At 47.2% G+C, this 18,928-nt stretch carries 18 protein-coding genes and 2 riboswitches; of the genes, 14 read left to right on the forward strand and 4 right to left on the reverse strand.

Annotated elements, in window-relative coordinates; all coding sequences use genetic code 11:
- Positions 1–125: 125 nt before the first annotated feature.
- Together NQS30_RS17915 and NQS30_RS17920 are read left to right on the forward strand one after the other, a co-directional pair.
- Positions 126–494 carry a septal ring lytic transglycosylase RlpA family protein gene (locus NQS30_RS17915; RefSeq protein WP_003155798.1) on the forward strand — a complete coding sequence of 123 codons (369 nt, stop codon included), beginning with the start codon at positions 126–128 and terminating at the stop codon, positions 492–494.
- A 65-nt stretch (positions 495–559) separates the two neighbouring features.
- Positions 560–1,606, forward strand: a complete 1,047-nt coding sequence (locus NQS30_RS17920; protein ID WP_020955436.1) for a TolB family protein — start codon at positions 560–562, stop codon at positions 1,604–1,606.
- 30 nt (positions 1,607–1,636) lie between these two features.
- On the opposite strand, the gene NQS30_RS17925 is transcribed toward NQS30_RS17920, so the two are convergent.
- The 4 genes from NQS30_RS17925 to gabP form a co-directional block, all read right to left on the reverse strand.
- On the reverse strand, positions 1,637–1,795 hold the full coding sequence (locus tag NQS30_RS17925; RefSeq protein ID WP_012116985.1) for a hypothetical protein: 159 nt from the start codon (positions 1,793–1,795) through the stop codon (positions 1,637–1,639).
- Between the two features lie 98 nt (positions 1,796–1,893).
- Positions 1,894–2,103, reverse strand: a complete 210-nt coding sequence (locus NQS30_RS17930; RefSeq protein WP_007408879.1) for a cold-shock protein — start codon at positions 2,101–2,103, stop codon at positions 1,894–1,896.
- Positions 2,104–2,307: 204 nt separating this feature from the next.
- Complete coding sequence (gene cotA / locus NQS30_RS17935; RefSeq protein ID WP_025284363.1) at positions 2,308–3,846, reverse strand: outer spore coat copper-dependent laccase CotA; 1,539 nt, start codon at positions 3,844–3,846, stop codon at positions 2,308–2,310.
- 107 nt (positions 3,847–3,953) lie between these two features.
- On the reverse strand, positions 3,954–5,339 hold the full coding sequence (gene gabP / locus NQS30_RS17940) for a GABA permease (RefSeq protein WP_007408881.1): 1,386 nt from the start codon (positions 5,337–5,339) through the stop codon (positions 3,954–3,956).
- Between the two features lie 386 nt (positions 5,340–5,725).
- Here gabP and NQS30_RS17945 point away from each other — a divergent pair, with 386 nt between their 5' ends.
- The 12 genes from NQS30_RS17945 (at position 5,726) to NQS30_RS18000 (ending at position 18,714) form a co-directional block, all read left to right on the forward strand.
- Positions 5,726–6,598, forward strand: a complete 873-nt coding sequence (locus tag NQS30_RS17945) for a cation diffusion facilitator family transporter (RefSeq protein ID WP_025284364.1) — start codon at positions 5,726–5,728, stop codon at positions 6,596–6,598.
- A 138-nt stretch (positions 6,599–6,736) separates the two neighbouring features.
- Entirely contained in the window at positions 6,737–7,699 is a 963-nt protein-coding gene (locus NQS30_RS17950) for an AAA family ATPase (protein WP_007408884.1), read from the forward strand.
- On the forward strand, positions 7,699–8,883 hold the full coding sequence (locus tag NQS30_RS17955) for a DUF58 domain-containing protein (protein WP_160222897.1): 1,185 nt from the start codon (positions 7,699–7,701) through the stop codon (positions 8,881–8,883). Before NQS30_RS17950 ends, NQS30_RS17955 begins: the two co-directional genes overlap by 1 nt.
- Before the next feature lie 18 nt (positions 8,884–8,901).
- The gene (locus NQS30_RS17960) at positions 8,902–11,109 is read left to right on the forward strand and encodes a DUF4129 domain-containing transglutaminase family protein (RefSeq protein WP_218791510.1); all 2,208 of its coding nucleotides are present in this window, start codon (positions 8,902–8,904) and stop codon (positions 11,107–11,109) included.
- Positions 11,110–11,272: 163 nt separating this feature from the next.
- Positions 11,273–12,814: a glutamine-hydrolyzing GMP synthase gene (guaA, locus tag NQS30_RS17965; protein ID WP_007408887.1), complete on the forward strand. Its 1,542-nt coding sequence runs from the start codon at positions 11,273–11,275 to the stop codon at positions 12,812–12,814.
- A 103-nt stretch (positions 12,815–12,917) separates the two neighbouring features.
- Positions 12,918–13,451, forward strand: coding sequence for a sigma-70 family RNA polymerase sigma factor (locus NQS30_RS17970; RefSeq protein WP_052827137.1), 534 nt, complete (start codon positions 12,918–12,920; stop codon positions 13,449–13,451).
- Positions 13,433–14,872 (forward strand): DUF4179 domain-containing protein, encoded by a 1,440-nt coding sequence (locus tag NQS30_RS17975; protein ID WP_163114066.1) that lies wholly within the window; start codon positions 13,433–13,435, stop codon positions 14,870–14,872. The genes NQS30_RS17970 and NQS30_RS17975 overlap by 19 nt, the downstream gene beginning before the upstream one ends.
- A 123-nt stretch (positions 14,873–14,995) precedes the next feature.
- A riboswitch (purine riboswitch) is annotated at positions 14,996–15,097 on the forward strand.
- A gap of 131 nt (positions 15,098–15,228) precedes the next feature.
- Positions 15,229–16,551 carry an NCS2 family permease gene (locus NQS30_RS17980; RefSeq protein ID WP_007408891.1) on the forward strand — a complete coding sequence of 441 codons (1,323 nt, stop codon included), beginning with the start codon at positions 15,229–15,231 and terminating at the stop codon, positions 16,549–16,551.
- Between the two features lie 197 nt (positions 16,552–16,748).
- Positions 16,749–17,531, forward strand: a complete 783-nt coding sequence (locus NQS30_RS17985) for a hypothetical protein (protein ID WP_043021037.1) — start codon at positions 16,749–16,751, stop codon at positions 17,529–17,531.
- A 138-nt stretch (positions 17,532–17,669) separates the two neighbouring features.
- Positions 17,670–17,843, forward strand: coding sequence for a Fur-regulated basic protein FbpA (locus NQS30_RS17990; protein WP_003155777.1), 174 nt, complete (start codon positions 17,670–17,672; stop codon positions 17,841–17,843).
- Positions 17,844–17,965: 122 nt separating this feature from the next.
- On the forward strand, positions 17,966–18,520 hold the full coding sequence (locus NQS30_RS17995; RefSeq protein WP_014469850.1) for a DUF2179 domain-containing protein: 555 nt from the start codon (positions 17,966–17,968) through the stop codon (positions 18,518–18,520).
- Positions 18,517–18,714, forward strand: a complete 198-nt coding sequence (locus NQS30_RS18000; RefSeq protein WP_007609843.1) for an NETI motif-containing protein — start codon at positions 18,517–18,519, stop codon at positions 18,712–18,714. The genes NQS30_RS17995 and NQS30_RS18000 overlap by 4 nt, the downstream gene beginning before the upstream one ends.
- A 78-nt stretch (positions 18,715–18,792) precedes the next feature.
- A riboswitch (purine riboswitch) is annotated at positions 18,793–18,894 on the forward strand.
- Positions 18,895–18,928 lie beyond the last annotated feature (34 nt).

The raw sequence follows: 18,928 nt of genomic DNA on the forward strand, positions 1-18,928 counted from the left end.
TAATTGTGCCGTCGTTATGTGCATGTCTCATCACGTTGTAATGAACATGTAAAGTGATTGAAATATTATAATCGTCTTCTTGGTGTATAATTTTGCCTAGAATAAAGAATCAGGAGGACGAAAGCTTGAAGAAGTTATTCTTAGCCTTATTGATTTTAGCAGGAAGCACGCTGGGAGCGATCAGTTTCTCTTCTGATGCAAGTGCTAAAAAAGTGAACGGAAATATTACATGGTATAATGGAGTCGGTAAAAAAGGATCTTCCGGTAAAAAACTGGGACACTGGGATTGTGCGACAAAATTAGGATTTGACGTTCCGAGAAACGGAACGAAAATCAGAGCTTATGCGAAAGCAAAACCGAAAAAGGTTATCACCGTATACAAAAATGATGTAGGCCGTCTGCCGAATGCCGTATTGGATGTCAGCCCGAAAGCGTTCAAAGCGCTCGGATATCCATTAAGCAAAGGAAGAGTATCCGGACACTACAGCTATTAAAATAGACCATCTTAAAAAGCAAGGACACTGATTCTTGCTTTTTCTGATTGACGGAGAGATTGATAATGAAGAAGAAACGATGGATCTGGATGTTGCTGGCTGCCGTTTTGGCGGCGGCGGTCATCGCGTCCGTTTTACTGATTAAAGGAAAAAGCGACGGCGGCGGGAAAGCCGTTGTCTCCGGCGGCCATGACAAGCTGCTTGTTTCCATTACAGACAAAGATCTGATGACGAAATATTACGAGGACGGCCGCGTGCTGTACGAGGAAAAGCTTTCGGCATATCCGGCGTTTGCGCTGGATGACGCCCATCAGGTGCTCTATTTTGTCGGGAATAATGACCAAAATGAGATGCGTCTCTATAAGCTTGATCTGAAGACGAAACAGAAGACGGTGCTTTATAAAGGAACGGCAAGCGCTGACAGTCTGTTTTTATCAAAGGATCTGACGCACATTTATTTCCGTCTCGGAAAAGCGGATGAAGATATTTTCCGTCTCGCATCTTTTGATTTGAAAACGAAACGTTATGAAAATCTGTATCCCGCCGCCGATGAGAAAGACGACAGTGTGAGCAGCTTCTTTTATAACCGCAGCCAAAACGATTTTGCGCTTCTGCATTATTCTGTAAAAGAGGATTATCAAAAAACGGATGAGGCAAATGAGAAGGGGATTGACCCTGAACCGACGAATATCCGGTTTGCAGCAGGAGCGGGCGAACACCTTCAGGATCTGACAAATCTTGAGCAGTTTATCAGCGACGTGGCGGTGTCACCGGACGGAAAGAACCTTGTCTTTACATCTTATACACAAAAAGGGACGGAACAAAAAGCGTCCATCCGTCTGATGAATGTCAAAACGAAAAAAGATGAAACGATTATCTCAAACGGGAAGGACTTCGCTCCGCTGATTGATGCCCAGCCTCAGTTTTCTAAAGACGGCAGCATCATTTATTTCATGGCGGAAGCAAAAGGCGCTAAGCGTCTGAAGGATGAAACGGGGCGGAATGCGAAGGTCCGGACCATTTATGCTTATCATTTGGATACGAAAAAATGCGAAAAAGTCTGGGAAAATGACAACGGCATTATCAACAGTTTTTCCGTCATCCAATCATGAAAAAAACACTCAGCGCCCGCTGGGTGTTTTTTAATGAACAAAGCTGGCTGCGGCTGAGGCGAGCCATTTGAAAAAACGGAGAATCGGAACGGCAAAATGAAGCGTTTCGATGAATGACTGTGCGGCAAGGTTCATTTTCCGCCGTTTTGCCATTTCCTTCAGATCGTTCTGCTGCCGATCGTTTTTCATGTTCATTGCTCTTTTGCATCATAAAAGGACATAATAACGCAAAGGCCTCTCATGAGACATGGAGGCCTTCTCTATGTTGAGACTCGTAAAAGGGAGGTCTAACTTGATGCCGTTTGATTATTGTTTTGGAGATTTACCAACGAACGGACGCCGTCGATCATTTTACTGCCGCAAAGGGGGCAAGTCGGGGTATCACTGCCGGCAAAATTCTTTCTGCTCCAGCCGATACAGTCCTCTTTTGTGCATTCCCACGTACTGACATCTTCTTTAGGCAGCGGTTCCTGATTACGTTTGTTGTAGTAAGACATAAAGTCACTTCTTCCCTTATGAATTTTCGTGCACTCCTTCATTGTCTCATACTTTTCCCTAATCTCCTAATTCCTTTTTCTATCCAGATTTCCAATGAGGGTGCATCGTCTTCCTGTTATTACAGTATATGCAAATAAGTGTCTTCTTATTTTTTCTTTTTGGATAAATAAAAAAGCCCCTTCTCTAAAAGGGGTGATATTTGTTTACTGCTTATCCGTGACGTCCATCGGTCTCATCATGTCGTAATCTTCATGTTCTAAAATATGGCAGTGCCATACGTAGCGTCCGCTGTAAGGAGCGAAGGTCGCCGCGATTCTGATGACCTCTCCCGAGTGCGCCTGCACGGTATCTTTCCAGCCTTTCTCACTTGGAGGAGGCGGGACGGCGGGGCCTGTATACACAATGTCGCCGAATTTGTTATAACGCTCTAAGTCAAAAGGACGCCGGTCAAGGATTTGGAAGGAAACAAGGTGCAAGTGTATCGGATGGGTTCCCCCCATCGGATTAATAATCGACCAGATTTCCGTTGTGCCGAGCTTCGGCGCTTCTGTCACAGGATCATGCCATCGCTTGTTATTCAGCGTCAAAACGGGCCGGCCGTATTTGTCTTGCGTATTTGTAAGTTTAAGCGTCCTGATATTGTGTATTCTCTTTGATGTCACATTAGGCATTGTTGAAAGATATTTAGGCTTCCGGCTTGTGTCTGCTCCCTTCAGCGCTTTTGTGACGCGGAATTGCATCACATTGGCGTCTGTATCCGGATCGGCGTCGCCCCCGCAGCCGGTGCCGTTCGTTAAAATGATATGTTCTCCGTCAAAGGCGGAGAAATCGATGAGCACATCATACCGCTCTGCCGGGGCTAAGCTGATAGATTGTGTTTTGACAGAGCGGGGAAGCAACCCGCCGTCAGAACCGATTTGGATAAACTTCCCGCCGTTATTGAGCGAGAGAGAAAATGTTCTCGTATTGGAGGCATTAAGGATGCGGAAACGATATGTCCGCGGTTCAACTTCCATATACGGCCACGCTTTACCATTGACGAGAATGGTATTTCCGCAAAAAAACGGGACGATGGAAGGGTCGGGCAGCGTTTCAGAAGGGGTAGCAGGCCCGCTCGGATAAGACAAGGAACCGTCGTCATTTAACGTGCGGTCCAAAATCATAAGCGGTACGTCGTACTCTCCGGAGGGAAGCTTCAGCTGCTTTTCTTTTCGCTCGCGGATGATATACATCCCGGCAAGCCCGGCGTACACATTGAGCCTCGTAATCGCCATGGCGTGATCGTGATACCATAACAGAGCCCCGCGCTGTTTGTTTGGATAATGGTATACCTCTCTCTCAAAATAAGGACCCGTTTCCTTAAAATCCTTTGTGAACCATGCTTCCGGGTAGCCGTCGCTGTCCGGCGGCGTTGCTCCTCCGTGTAAATGGACGACGGTTTTGACATCGGGTTCCTGATGGCCGCTTTCTGAATGGTGAATGGTATGATCCACGGGCAGAAAATGCTTATCCGGAAGGTCATTCATCCATTTAATATAGACGTTTTCATCTTGGTTCACGTCGATCGTCGGGCCGGGAAATAAACCGTTATACCCCCACAGCCGGGTCGGCGGGAGATCGCGGTGCAGCTTGTGAAAGCATTCCTTCATGGTGACTTCATAATACGTGCTGCCGTCTGATTTCTTCTGCGGCTGGAGTGTTTCGATAATCGGCAGTTCATCTGCAAATTTTTCTAGTGCCATTTTTCATCCTGTCCTTATCATTTATTGAAATCCTGTACTACAGTTAATGCTGCCTGGAACAGGTTGGTTAAAAAAACACCCGCCCTTTTTGAGGGGGGTGTTTGCGGTTATTGCGCAATCCGGCTTTCGGAGGCGCTCTCTTTCGGTTTTTGTTTTTTGCGGAATACATAGGAGGCAAGTACCAGCAGAGTAATAAATCCTGTCAGCAGAAATTCAGACCGCATTGAACTGATAAACAGCATAGATAACAAGATGGCGCAAATGGCGATGATCGTCAGGTAGGTTAAGTACGGATAGAACCACATTTTGATTTTAAGAGATTCAGGGTTTGTCCGTTCGATTTTCTTTCTCATTCTCAGATGTGAGACGGCGATGACGAGATAGACGAGCAGTGCGATCGCCCCTGATGAATTGACCAGGAACAAAAATACGGAGTCGGGAGAAAAGTAGTTCATAACAACGGCAATATAGGAGAAAAAGGTGCCGGCGATAATGGCTTGAACCGGTACGCCTCTTTTACTCAGTTTCATAAAACGCCGCGGCGCTTCATTTCGCTCTGCCAGTGAATACAGCATCCGTGACGTCGTATAAAGCCCGGAGTTCAGGCAGGACAGAACGGCTGTCAGGACGATGAAATTCATGATTTGAGCGGCTGCGGGAACCCCGATATGGCTCAAAACGGCAACGAAGGGGCTTTCCAAAATATTGGCTGAATCCCACGGCAGCAGTGTGACCACAACCGCAATGGAACCGACGTAAAAAATAATGATCCGCCAAACGACTGAGCGGGTCGCCTTCGTGACGGATTCGACCGGATTTGACGTTTCTCCCGCTGCGATTGCGACGATTTCAGATCCCATGAAAGAAAAAATGACAACGACGATGCCGAGCAGAACGGAACTTGGACCTTTAGGGAAAAATCCGCCGCTGCCCGCCAGATTTTCCAGCCCGACCGGTTTGCTGCCGGGGACGATTCCGAAAATGAACGCAAATCCCGCGATTAAGAAGACAACGATCGTCGCTACCTTCACTAAGGAAAGCCAGTATTCAAATTCGCCGAACGATTTAACTGAATAAATATTCGTCAGTGTTAACAGCACGGTCAGAAGCAGACTCGTCAGCCATAACGGAATGCCCGGGAACCAGTACTGTATGATTCCGGCGCCTGCAATGGCTTCAATGGCAATGACGATGACCCAGAAAAACCAATACAGCCATCCGATCGTAAAACCGGCCCAAGGACCGATGGCGTCATGCGCGTACTGTGAAAACGAACCGCTTGTCGGGTTGACGGAGGACATTTCCCCCAGCATTCTCATAATAAAAATCACTAATAATCCTGCTAAAGCGTAGGAGACAATCGCTCCGGGTCCGGTGGAATGAATGACTGATCCGCTTCCGACAAATAATCCGGCGCCGATCACGCCGGCAATTGAAATCATAGTCATATGCCGGGTTTTTAATCCCTTTGATAAAGAGTTAGGCTGATTCATTCTTTGCCTCCTTTTGGTTTGTTTATGCTGAATATTCCGACAAGTATTATTCTATCATAAATGCCACAGGCAGTTGAAAATGATGTAAGAAAATATGACATTTTTTCTCGTCCGTACAGCAGAAAGTGCCGGAAGGAAAAGAAATAATTTTCTGTTATTTCTGTGTTTTAATGGGTTTGAAAATAATTCCATGAACATGGGTTGGCGAGAATCCTTGATACGATTGGGATGAGAGGGGTTTTGTGAATAAAAATAAGTTTCCTGGGCGCATAAATGTTCTATGCTTACTATTTTTCTGTGGAAAGTGAATCATGTTTCTATAGACCCACTGTATCTTCGCTTTGTATGATAATGAAGGAAAAATTGAACGGGAAGGAGGATTTTCAGTGGAGAGATATCATGAATTGAAAAAAGGCGAAACCGGAGCGATTGTCAGTATTGGCGCATATGCGGCATTGTCGGCTGTGAAGCTTGTGATCGGTTATTTGTTTCACTCAGAAGCGCTTCAGGCCGACGGTTTAAATAATACGACTGATATCGCGGCATCTGCGGCTGTTTTCATCGGTTTGCGCATCTCTCAGAAACCTCCTGACGAAGATCATCCTTACGGCCATTTTCGGGCAGAGACCGTCGCGTCACTCATCGCTTCCATTATTATGATGCTTGTCGGAATGCAAGTGCTGTTCAGCGCCGCGCAATCTATTTTTTCCGTTAAAGAGGAAACACCGGATATGATAGCCGCCTGGACGGCCGCGGGGAGCGCGGTCGTGATGCTGATGGTCTACCGCTATACGAAAGGGCTTGCGAAAAAGGTAAACAGCCAGGCGCTTTCAGCTGCGGCTGCTGATAATAAATCAGATGCGCTCGTCAGTATCGGCACGTTTATCGGAATTTTTGCTTCACAGTTCCATTTGGCTTGGGTGGATACGGTTACCGCGTTTATCATCGGGCTGATCATCTGCAAAACCGCGTGGGATATTTTTAAGGAATCCTCTCATTCGCTGACTGACGGTTTTGATGTCAAACATATTTCTGATTATAAAAAGACGATTGAACAGATTGCGGGCGTCAGCCGTTTAAAAGATATTAAAGCGAGATATCTGGGCAGCTCCGTTCATATTGATGTCGTCATTGAAGTGCCGTCAGATCTGAACATTAAAGAGAGTCATGAGATCGCAAATGAGGTAGAACGCAAGATGAAAGAGGAACATGCCATTGACCATTCACACGTTCATATGGAGCCTCTCCAGCTGAAATAAAGCTTCCTTTCTAAAGGGAGCTTTTTCCTTTTTCAGACTGGAAACAATTCGCTGGAAACGTTTTTTTATACTGTTTATATTTTGTGGTAAAGTTAGGTTACGATAATTGAAATTTGAGAGATGACTAGGAGGAGAAGAATGGCTTATAAAGAAGAGCTGCATCCGCTGCTGGAGAAAGCCGTTGAGCATATTGAAAACATCATCATAGGAAAACGGGATATCGCCATACTCAGTCTGGCCGCCATTCTCGCAAAAGGGCATGTGCTGCTGGAAGACGTGCCGGGAGTCGGAAAAACGATGATGGTCCGCGCTTTGGCCAAGCTGATCGGAGCTGACTTTAAGAGGATTCAGTTCACGCCGGATCTTCTGCCGTCAGATGTGACGGGTGTCTCTATTTATAATACGAAAACGATGGAATTTGAATACCGCCCTGGACCGATCATGGGGAATATCGTGCTGGCTGATGAAATTAACAGAACCTCTCCGAAAACGCAGTCTTCCCTGCTTGAGGCAATGGAGGAAGGGAATGTCACGATTGACGGAAAGACAATGCGGCTGGCTGAGCCGTTTTTCGTCATGGCCACACAAAACCCGGTTGAATATGAAGGAACGTATCCGCTTCCCGAAGCCCAGCTTGACCGGTTTTTATTTAAGCTGCGCATGGGCTATCCGACTGCCGAGGAAGAGCTTCAAGTTCTGTCTTTGCAGGAAGGGCGCAATCCGCTTGAAACAATCGAGCCCGTCATTTCTAAAGAACAGTTTATCAGCCTTCAGCAAAAATTGGAGCAGGTGCGGGTGGATGATGGAATTAAAGCGTATATCGTCGGCATTACTCAGCATACCCGCCGGCATCCGTCCGTACATCTGGGCGTAAGTCCGCGCGGTTCAATCTCATTAATGAAAGCCGCGCAGGCGTACGCGCTGCTTCATGACCGCGATTACGTCATTCCTGATGACGTCCAGTATTTGGCTCCGTATACGCTGCCGCACAGAATGATCCTGACCGCCGAGGCGAAATTTAACGATGTGACGCCGGAAGCGGTTATAGAAGACATCATGCAAACGGAAAAAGTCCCCGTTCAAAGGATGTCGGTCCGCTAATGAGAAAGAAGATGCATTGGCTTCTATATGGCTGGAAGCTGCTTATGTTGGCCGTACTGACGGCGGCTGTCTTTTCTTATGCCATGTTTCAGGGCGGATTTGTGAGCTGGTTTTTATTTTATGCGTTTTTGCCGTTTACCGTTTACGCCGGGCTGGTCGCTGTGTACCCGCTGCGGGCGTTTCAGGTGACGCGTGACGTGTCCTCTGCCCAGTTAACCTCAGGCGACAGGCTGTCTGTCACCATCAGGCTGACGAGGCGCCTGCCGTTTCCGCTGACATATATGGTCATTGAAGATGTGATGCCGGAAACGCTTGGCGAGAGGCGCAGTGCGAAACAGCTCGTGTTTCCGTGGTTTCAAAGGAAGCTGACGTTACAATATGAGCTGCCGCAGGTGCCGCGCGGAGAGCATCATTTACATACGATAAGAGTGCGGACGGGAGATGTTCTCGGGCTTTTGGACAAGACGGCGTCGTTTTCCGTTACGGATACGGTTCTGGTTTTCCCGGCGTACGGGTCTGTTCACTATAAGCCGCAGGCTGCCTCCGGAGAAGAGGGTGCGGCTGCCGGCGCTCCGTTTCAGGTACACCGCTCCGCAATGGCTGCGAGCGTCAGAAATTATCAGCCGGGCGACCGGTTTTCCGCACTTGACTGGAAAACATCGGCGCGGCGAAATGAGCTGATGACGAAGGAATTTGACCCGCTGCAGAGTGTGAATATGGTTCTCCTTTTGGACTGCAGGCCGTCCCCATCGTTTGAAGCCGCGGTATCAGCTTCGGCATCCCTGCTTTACACGGCGCTTGTGAAGGGCTCTCCCGCAGGATTTATTTCATTGGGGAGCGACCGGACCGTATTTCCCGTCCGGGAGGGAGACCGGCATTTCAGAAAGATGCTGCGTTACCTGGCATCAGCTTCAGAATCGGAAGAAGCCGATGCAGGCGGGCGTTTAGGAAAAGAGCTGGCGGATCCGCGCGTCCGCAAAGCTTCCATTGCCGTCGTGACGGGCAGTCTTACAGAAGACCTTCTCAAACAGGCTGAGCCCGGCCGTGCTGACATGACGGTGTTTTTGGCGAAAGAAACGAATGCCGCGCTTTCGGAGAAAGAACGGAAACTCGCTCTCATCTTCGCTCAAAAAAATATTAAGGTGCAAATGATCAGGGACAAACGGGTGTCCCATGTTGTTTAGAAAGAGAGGTGGCGCGCCATGCCGCATGACGAGAACCAGGGAAGCAGGCTGAGTCTGCTGCTGTTTTATTTTCTCGCTTTTTTATTGTTATGGGAATGGCTCAGGCCGCTGCACAATTTTACAGATACAAAACATACCGGTTTTTTCATCGTTTTTATCGGTTTGGCATTTCTGCTGTCATTCTTCCGGATGAGGTGGTACGTCACCGTGCCGTCCTGCATTCTGTTTACGTTGATCAGTATTCACATCCTGTTTTATAAAGGTTCGGTTTTTCAGCCGGAATGGCTCGTTTCTTTTTTGCGGGACGTCATGCAAAATGCCCGCCACATCGGGACCGGAAGATGGAATGATATGAATCCGTCATTCCGCACATTGCTGTTTTTTGTACTTTTATGGCTGCTCGTGTATTTGCTGCATTACTGGGTGATCTATCAGCGGAAAATATTATTCTTTTTTATCATGACGGTGGCGTATATCACCGTGCTTGATACGTTTACTCCTTATGATGCCGCGTACGCCGTCATCCGGATCGTCTTTATCGGCTTTTTGATGATGGGGCTTTTGTATATGGAGCGCATCCGGCTTACGGAACACATAGCGTTTAAAAAAAGATTGATACTCAAATGGTTTCTGCCGCTGATGCTGTTTATCTGCGCTTCCGTCGTGTTCGGTCTGGCGGCTCCGAAATCAGACCCGAACTGGCCGGACCCCGTGCCGTTTCTTAAAAAAATAACAAACCACAAAGAAGTGCCCGCCGCCGAAAGCAAAATCGGCTACGGCAATCATGATGAAACATTGGGCGGCCCTTTTCAGCAGGATGATACGCCGGTTTTCACATGGAACGGAAAAGAACGGGCGTACTTCCGGGTGGAAACGAAGGATACATACACGGGGAAAGGCTGGGTGGAGACCGATCAGGGCATGTCCTATAAACTGAACGGCGGCAACGTGGAAGATATATGGTTTGACCGGAGTGTGCAGACGAGACGGTATACGGCACAGGTGTCCATTGATGAGAATTATCTCTATAATCACGTCATGTATCCGATCGGCGTCTCCAATATTAAACCGAAGCACTCGATTCAGCTTGAAATGAACGGAAACACCGAGCAAATTACGCCGGTCAGTGAACAAGTGGGCAACATCCGCAATATGGGACGGTACACGGTGACTTTTCAGGCGCCCGTCTTTAAGCTGAATGATCTCAGAAAAGTGAAAGTGAAACGATACCGTGAGCAGAATCAATTCAATGACCGGTATTTACAGGTCCCCGACAGCCTTCCGAAAAGAGTGAGACAGCTTGCGGACAGACTGACGCGGGATCATCATAATATGTTCGATAAAGCGAAGGCGATCGAGGATTATCTCGGATCTTCCGCATTTTCGTATAATACACAGGATGTCGCGGTTCCGGAGCACAATCAGGATTATGTCGATCAATTTCTGTTTGAAACGAAAAGAGGATATTGTGATAACTTTTCATCGGCAATGGCTGTGCTGCTCCGCTCTGCGGGAATCCCCGCCCGTTGGGTGAAGGGCTATACATCCGGCGAATATAAAGGGGCAGGCGACCATAACGGCCACATTTATGAAGTCACAAACAACAACGCCCATTCGTGGGTAGAAGTGTATTTTCCCGATCAGGGCTGGGTGACGTTTGAGCCGACAAAAGGCTTCACCAATCCGACGGAGTTTACGTCAGAGCAAAATCATACCGCGGCAAAAGACAGCGGAGGCTCAGCGGGAAATTCGGATGAACCGTCTGACAAGCAGCGTCAGGAAACAAAGCCGGAAAAAGAGGAAAAGCCGAAAAAGCGGGATCACAGCGCGGCACCGCAGCCTGTGATCCGCAACAAAACCGCGGCACAGCTATGGCCGTATGCAGCCATCGTCATCGTGATTTCAGCCGCGGCGGCACTCGCCTGGCTTCTCCGGGCGCGCTGGATTCCGCACGTTACAGCAGCCAGATTGAAGCGGCGAACGGATGAAGACGTCTTTTTCGACGCATATGCCGCGCTGCTCCGCCAGCTGAAACGAAAAGGATTCAGCAGGGGAGACGGAGAAACACTGCGCGATTTTGCTGCGAGGATTGACGAGGCGCACCATACAAACGACATGTCCGAGCTGACGCTGCGCTATGAGCGGGCCTTATACCGCAGGGATAATGCCGCAAAGCTTTGGGATGAATCGGGACAGTTGTGGGAAAATATAATTAAAACAAGATAGTCTTGACCGCATATCGTCCTGTTGTTAGAATAAATGAATGTTAAATGGGAGCCCGGGAGCGTTAAAAAGCCGGGCTTCCGTACAAGTCTTGCGCGACAGAGGGCTGAACGTTTGTCCTCCGTTTTTTCTGTGTCAAAAACTTAGAGGAGATTAGGTGACAACCATGACGAAGTTAGTGAATGAAATGATTCTTGTTCTTGATTTCGGCAGTCAGTATAACCAGCTGATTACCCGCCGGATCCGTGAATTTGGCGTATATAGCGAGCTGCACCCCCATACGTTGACAGCTGAGGAAATCAAAGAAATGAATCCAAAAGGAATTATCCTTTCAGGCGGACCGAACAGTGTATATGATGAAGGATCTTTCCGCTGTGATGAAAAAATCTTTGAACTCGATATTCCTGTATTGGGCATCTGCTACGGCATGCAGCTGATGACTCATTACCTCGGAGGGAAAGTCGAGGCGGCAAGCCAGCGCGAATACGGAAAAGCGAACATTCAGATTCAAGGAACTCCTGACTTGTTCAAAGATCTTCCGGAAGAACAGGTTGTGTGGATGAGCCACGGCGATTTGGTTGTAGAAGTTCCTGAAGGCTTCACTGTTGACGCAACAAGCCATCACTGCCCGAATTCAGCGATGAGCAAAGCGGACAAGAATTGGTACGGCGTTCAGTTCCACCCGGAAGTGCGCCACTCTGAATACGGCAATGATCTTCTGAAAAACTTTGTATTCGGCGTTTGCGATTGTGAAGGCAAATGGTCAATGGAAAACTTTATCGAAATCGAAATGCAAAAAATCCGTGAAACAGTCGGAGACAAGCAGGTTCTATGCGCGCTAAGCGGCGGTGTTGATTCCTCTGTTGTGGCTGCTTTAATTCATAAAGCGATCGGCGACCAGCTGACTTGTATTTTCGTCGATCACGGCCTGCTTCGTAAAGGCGAAGCTGAAGGCGTCATGAAAACGTTCAGCGAAGGCTTTAATATGAATGTCATTAAAGTTGATGCGAAAGACAGATTCTTAAACAAGCTGAAAGGTGTTTCTGATCCTGAGCAAAAACGCAAAATCATCGGTAACGAATTCATTTACGTGTTTGATGATGAAGCGGACAAGCTGAAAGGCATCGATTACCTTGCGCAAGGAACGCTTTACACGGATATTATCGAGAGCGGTACTGCAACGGCCCAAACGATCAAATCGCATCACAATGTCGGCGGACTTCCTGAAGATATGCAGTTTGAACTGATCGAGCCGCTGAACACCCTTTTCAAAGACGAAGTGCGCGCGCTCGGCACAGAGCTCGGCCTTCCGGATGATATCGTATGGCGTCAGCCGTTCCCGGGCCCTGGACTTGGCATCCGCGTACTTGGTGAAGTAACGGAAGAAAAACTTGAGATCGTTCGTGAATCAGACGCGATTCTTCGTGAAGAAGTGGCGAACCACGGCCTAGAGCGCGACATCTGGCAGTACTTCACGGTTCTTCCTGATATCCGCAGCGTAGGCGTCATGGGAGATGCGAGAACGTATGATTACACAATCGGTATCCGTGCCGTAACATCAATTGACGGCATGACATCTGACTGGGCGCGTATCCCTTGGGATGTGCTTGAAGTGATTTCGACACGGATCGTCAATGAAGTGAAACACATCAACCGCGTCGTGTATGACATTACGAGCAAGCCGCCTGCAACGATTGAGTGGGAATAAATGAAGATAAAAAAACGTCTCTTTTAAAAAAGAGGCGTTTTTTTTCATCTTTTTGAAACCGTTTTGCCCCGATTCATATCTAACAGCATAGGAGGTGGATAAGGTGAAAGAAGAACGATTGATCAAAAAGGCGAAAAAAGGTGATGCCGCAGCCTTTGAAAAACTGATCACAGCTCATCAGGAGACTTTATATAAAACAGCTTATCTCTATTTGCATCACAAGGAAGATACACTGGACGCTGTTCAGGAAACGGCTTACAAGGCTTTTCTTCATATCGCGCAGCTGAAGGAGCCGAAATATTTTAAAACGTGGCTGATCCGGATTTTGCTTCATACGATTTTTGCGATGAGGAAAAAGCACGGAGACGTCATTCCGTTTGAGCCGCAACACGATACGCGCGCGGAGAATAAGAACATTGAAGAATACATAGATCTTCGGAATGCCATGGAAACCCTTGACGAACATATACAGCTGACCATTCAGCTTTATTATTTTCAAGATTTCTCGATTGCTATGATCGCTGAACAGACCGGTATGGCGGAAGGCACTGTAAAAACGCATCTGCACAGGGCGAGAAAAGCATTGAAGCAGGAGCTGGAAAAGGAGGATAAACATATATGGAAAAGCATCAAATGAAGCAATTGTATCAGGACATTGACGTGCCGAAAGCTGAATTGAAAAACGTGATACATAGCGCCGCTGTCCGTGCCGGAAAAGAAGGCGCCGTCAGACGGAGATGGGGACGAAAAGTGATAAACGGACTCGTGGTTGCTGCTGCTTTGTTTATTCTGTATCTGTCCTCAGGCTTATTCATGCCCTCCGTTAATACGGCTATGGGAAACATCCCTGTTGCCGGGCAGATTTACAGGGTATTTCAGGATAAGGCAGGTTCTGCGCTGTTTAAAAGCAATTTGGTGACAAAACTGAACGAGAAAGCGGAATCGCGCGGAATCACGGTGACAGTGAAAAGTGTGTATTACGACAGCGGACAGCTCGTTTACAATTTTACCGTTGACAATTTGAAATCTGATGAGGAGGATATTCCTTTTGAAGTAGATTATAAAGACAGTCGGAATATATTATCTTTGGATTATGACAGTCAGGGCATGAAAAAAATGAAAGACGGGCAGTACGGGGGGCAGCTTCGCTTTTTTGCGGACGACCCAAAGATGAAAGACGGTGATAAGCTTCCGCTTGTCATTACACAAATCAAGGATATTCCCGGAAACTGGCGCTTTACACTCCCGATTAAAAAACAAAAGTCCGTTTCTCTTGAAGGAACGAAAGCTGTGAATGTAAACGGGTTATACCGCTTTTTCGATATCCGGGCGGAAAACGGAACGACGGGATCGGCTCTCCTGTATTCAGTCGACTTTCAAAATGCAGCTAAAAATGATGCCATCTCGATTGACGAAGCAACGGATGATGCAGGAAACCATTATGAAATGACGTTAGCGGCTATTGAACTTGGCAACAGGAAGAACCTTCCCGGCGGCGGGAAAAGAGTACGCGGCCAAACACAATTCAGCAAACCGATAGACCCGAAAGCGAAAACACTTTTCATAACGGGCGATGTAAAATCAGAATCAGAGCCTGGAGAAATCGTGCCTCTGAAAACAAAACTGCCCGTCAGTTATAAAACGAAACATCATCATGTCGGCATCACCATCAAAAAGATCAAACAGCAAGGCAGACGGGTGATCGTCGATTATCAATTCACAGGAATTAATTATAGCAAAGCAGATAAAGATCAGTTGATGAATGTCGGTGAGTCAATCGGTCTCGGCAATACGAAAAAAATGAAAACCTGGCCATCGCTTAATGAGTATGAAAAAGGCTATTATCTGAAAGGGAATAAGGCGAAAGTCACGAACCTTAAAACGGGTGAAATGGAATCTGTTTTTGAATTAGATGATTCATCAGATAAAGACTATTCATTGCGCGATTTCTCATTCGATTCATACGCTTTGTATGTCAATCGAACGTTCATGAACACTTTAGCAGGTGACGGCAAGATTACATTCTCGGTGCCGGTCCGGCCTGCAGACGGAAAATGATGTAGGGAAGGCGGCTTTTGCCGTCTTCCATTTTTGGTCAATTAACGAATAAACCAAATTTTTTTAACGGGATTGTTCGTTTTTTTTATTGAGTTTTCAAAATTGAATTGATACAATAGACTCAGAAATCAAATATGCAGATATCGTATAATGGCGGGGATATGGCCCGCAAGTTTCTACCAAGCTACCGTAAATGGCTTGACTACGGATCAATCTCAATCGTTTGATATAAATAATCCATTCTTATTTATTCAGACTGAACGTATGTAGTCAAGCGTCCCAAATGTATTTGGGGCGTTTTTTATTTGGCGGATAACGGGCAGAATAAATGGGAGAGAATGAAGGAGGCAATTGGCTTGAAGCAATTTTTTCAGTTTGATGAGCTGGGGACAAGCTATCGTAATGAAATCATCGGCGGTTTAACGACCTTTTTGTCAATGGCGTACATTCTGTTCGTCAATCCGCTGACATTGTCTTTAAACGGTGTGAAAGGATTTCCCGAAGCATTAAAAATTGATCAGGGCGCGGTGTTCACCGCTACAGCCTTGGCGTCTGCGGCCGGCTGTATTTTAATGGGGCTCATTGCAAAGTATCCGATCGCGATTGCGCCGGGTATGGGATTAAATGCGTTTTTTGCTTTCTCTGTCGTACTCGGCATGGGGATTTCATGGCAGGCTGCGCTTTCCGGCGTCTTGATTTCCGGAATTATCTTCGTGGCGCTTTCGCTGACGGGACTGCGGGAAAAAATCATTAATGCGATTCCGCCTGAGCTGAAATTGGCGGTCGGCGCGGGTATCGGTTTGTTTATCACATTTGTCGGTTTGCAGGGTTCGGGCATTATTGAAGCGAACTCATCGACTTTGGTGTCTATCGGCAATATTCACAGCGGCCCTGTGCTGCTGACGGTTTTCGGTGTTATTGTGACGGTCATTCTGATGGTGCTTCGCGTAAACGGCGGCGTATTTATCGGAATGCTTCTGACGGCGGTTGCCGGCATGGTCTGCGGACTGATTCCGGTTCCGACGCACATTGTCGGCAGCGTGCCGAGTCTTGCGCCGACTTTCGGACAGGCGTGGATGCATCTTCCGGATATCTTCTCCGTCCAAATGCTGATTGTCATTTTAACGTTCCTGTTCGTCGGGTTTTTCGATACGGCCGGAACGCTGGTGGCTGTAGCGACACAGGCCGGGCTGATGAAGGAAAACAAACTTCCGCGTGCGGGAAGAGCGCTTCTGGCGGATTCAACATCAATCGTTATCGGAGCCGTACTCGGTACGTCTACAACGACTTCTTATGTTGAATCCAGCTCAGGCGTTGCGGCGGGGGCGCGCTCCGGCTTCGCGGCTGTTGTGACGGGCATTCTCTTTTTGCTGGCGATGTTTTTCTCGCCGCTTCTGTCAGTTGTCACCACGAATGTGACGGCTCCGGCTTTAATTATTGTCGGCGCGCTGATGGTGGCGCCGCTCGGTAAGATCGCCTGGGATAAATTCGAGGTGGCTGTTCCGGCATTTTTAACAATGATTATGATGCCGCTGACGTACAGCATTGCGACGGGGATTGCGATCGGTTTTATATTCTACCCGATTACAATGATCTGCAAAGGAAAAGGAAAAAGCGTTCACCCGATTATGTACGGGCTGTTCGTCATCTTTATCCTGTATTTCATCTTCTTGAAATAACGGAAAAACCGGCTGAGTTAAGCCGGTTTTTTGTTTTTGTCCTATTCCGTAAAACCAATACATACTATAAAACGTCATGTGGGTGTCCGGGTGAAGAAAACCGCTTGACTGTTTAAGGACGCTTCGGTACCTTATATAAGTGTTTTATTTTCTTGTTTAACAAATTCCGCCGTATTTTTTTGATAGGAGTTGCTGACATGACGGAAGAAAGAAAAGAAACGTTGGAAGAAGAAAAACAGCATCAGGGGACTGATGAAGAGCCGCTGTCGAGAATGTCCAGAAATGCGGGACGTTATCAAAAGCAAAAGAAAAAAGAAAAAGAACGGCGCCCGGCTCCGGCTTTTACGGAAAAACTCGCTTCTGCATGGGCCGCGGTCAAACGTTATTGCCGTTTCGCGCTGCGCATTTTGACATCACCGGTGAAGGTCGTTGGGGAAGACGGCTTTTCCCGCTTTAAATATGCTCTTATTTCAATGCTTGTATTCAGTATCTTTTTCTCAATCGGAAATTGGTTTCAGCTGAGGGCAAGCCAGCAAAGGCCTCTCGGATACGGGGAGCGGCATCATACGTTTTTTGACGGCTTTACCGTCGTTCTCGTGTATACGCTCGTCTTTTTTGCCGCTGCGGCCGGCGCGGTCTGGCTTGTATCACGTTATATGATGAAACAGAAAATCACGATGCGGGATGCGGCCGCGGGGGTCGGATCGCTTTTGGTTCCGGCTGTCGCCAGCTCTATCGTGTGGATGATTTTCGCGATATTGAATCTGCCGGTCATCACCGTGGTGTTTACGGCGCTGACCTTGTTTCTGGCCGCCTCGGCGATGGTGCAGTTTGTGCAGATTCTATACAAATCGGCTGAAAAGCCTGCGGCTGACGTGATGTACTGTATTTCCGCGGCGGTTATCATCATGCTCGTTTTTACGGCTGTGACATGGCCGCTTATTTCAGAGTACTTTACTGCTTCGCTGATCCCTTTATAAGTCGAAATTTGTCTTTCACAATGTTTACAAATTTTTCTAATGAAGCGTATTGTTTTGAGGACCCGGCCGAGATATGATGAGAGCAACAGCAATTCGAAAGCGGCACTACTCTTTATGATTCGGAAAGGGATGATGAAGATGGCCCCGTTGTTGCGAGAAGCCATTAATCGGAAAAAACAGCACCTGAGGACAAAACTGATCCGCTCAGGGTTTTATCAAGACCATGTTCAGGAACTGTCCGGGTACACGCTGAGTGAACTTGAGAAGGAATATGAAGCCGTCAAACGATTGAAAAAAGCCGAGCTTCACTGATAAGAGCTTGAAAGTCTGCCTTGCGGGGCGGGCTTTTTTTTCTTTTGAAAATGATGAAAAGAGGGTAAACTATCCTTAATTGAAGGATTGATGCTTTTCAAAGTATCAGAGGAGGGGAATCAGTGATGCAGACGATTTTATCCAACAGTATAGGTATGGTTCTCATTATTCTCATCATTAACATTATATATGTCTCTTTCTTTACGATCAGGATGATTCTGACATTAAAGGGACAGCGCTATTTCGCCGCAGGCATCAGTACGATTGAAATCCTTGTGTATGTGACCGGCCTGAGTCTCGTGCTTGGCAATCTGAATCAAATTCAAAACGTCATTGCCTATGCGCTCGGCTACGGCCTCGGCGTCATAGTGGGAATGAAAATTGAGGAAAAACTGGCGCTCGGCTATATTACAGTCAACGTCATTACGAAGGAGCTCGATCTGGACCTGCCGAAACAGCTCCGGGAAAAAGGATACGGGGTTACAAGCTGGGTTGCGGGCGGACTTGAAGGAGACCGGACCGCCATGCAGATTCTGACGCCGCGCAAATATGAGCTTCAGCTTTATGATACGATTAAAACGCTTGATGAAAAAGCGTTTATCATCGCCTTTGAGCCGAAAACGATCCACGGCGGATTCTGGGTGAAAGCAGTGAAGAAGAGGAGAATTAAGGAATGACAAAGCCAAAAAAGAAACGGTTTGAAGTAACGGAAGATGAAACGATTGACACCATTCTCACTTTAATGAAGGAAGAGGGTTATATGCCCGTCCGGCGGATGGAAGAGCCGATCTTTACAGAAAAGAAAGAAAATGGATCAATTCAAGTCGTTCCTTGCGGGAAAAAAATCGTATTTGAAGGGAAATTGATCTAAACACGAACATTAAAAGAAAGAATTTTTATATCGTTCGATAATGTCGTTGACATTATCCAAGTCCGTTGTTAAGATAAACATGAAATCAAAACACGACCTCATATAATCTTGGGAATATGGCCCATAAGTTTCTACCCGGCTGCCGTAAACGGCCGGACTATGCAGGAAAGTGATAAACAGCTGACATGGATATCGCAGAAGCGAACGACTGACG

It is taken from the genome of Bacillus sp. B1(2022) (genome assembly GCF_040259625.1).
GTDB lineage: Bacteria > Bacillota > Bacilli > Bacillales > Bacillaceae > Bacillus > Bacillus velezensis.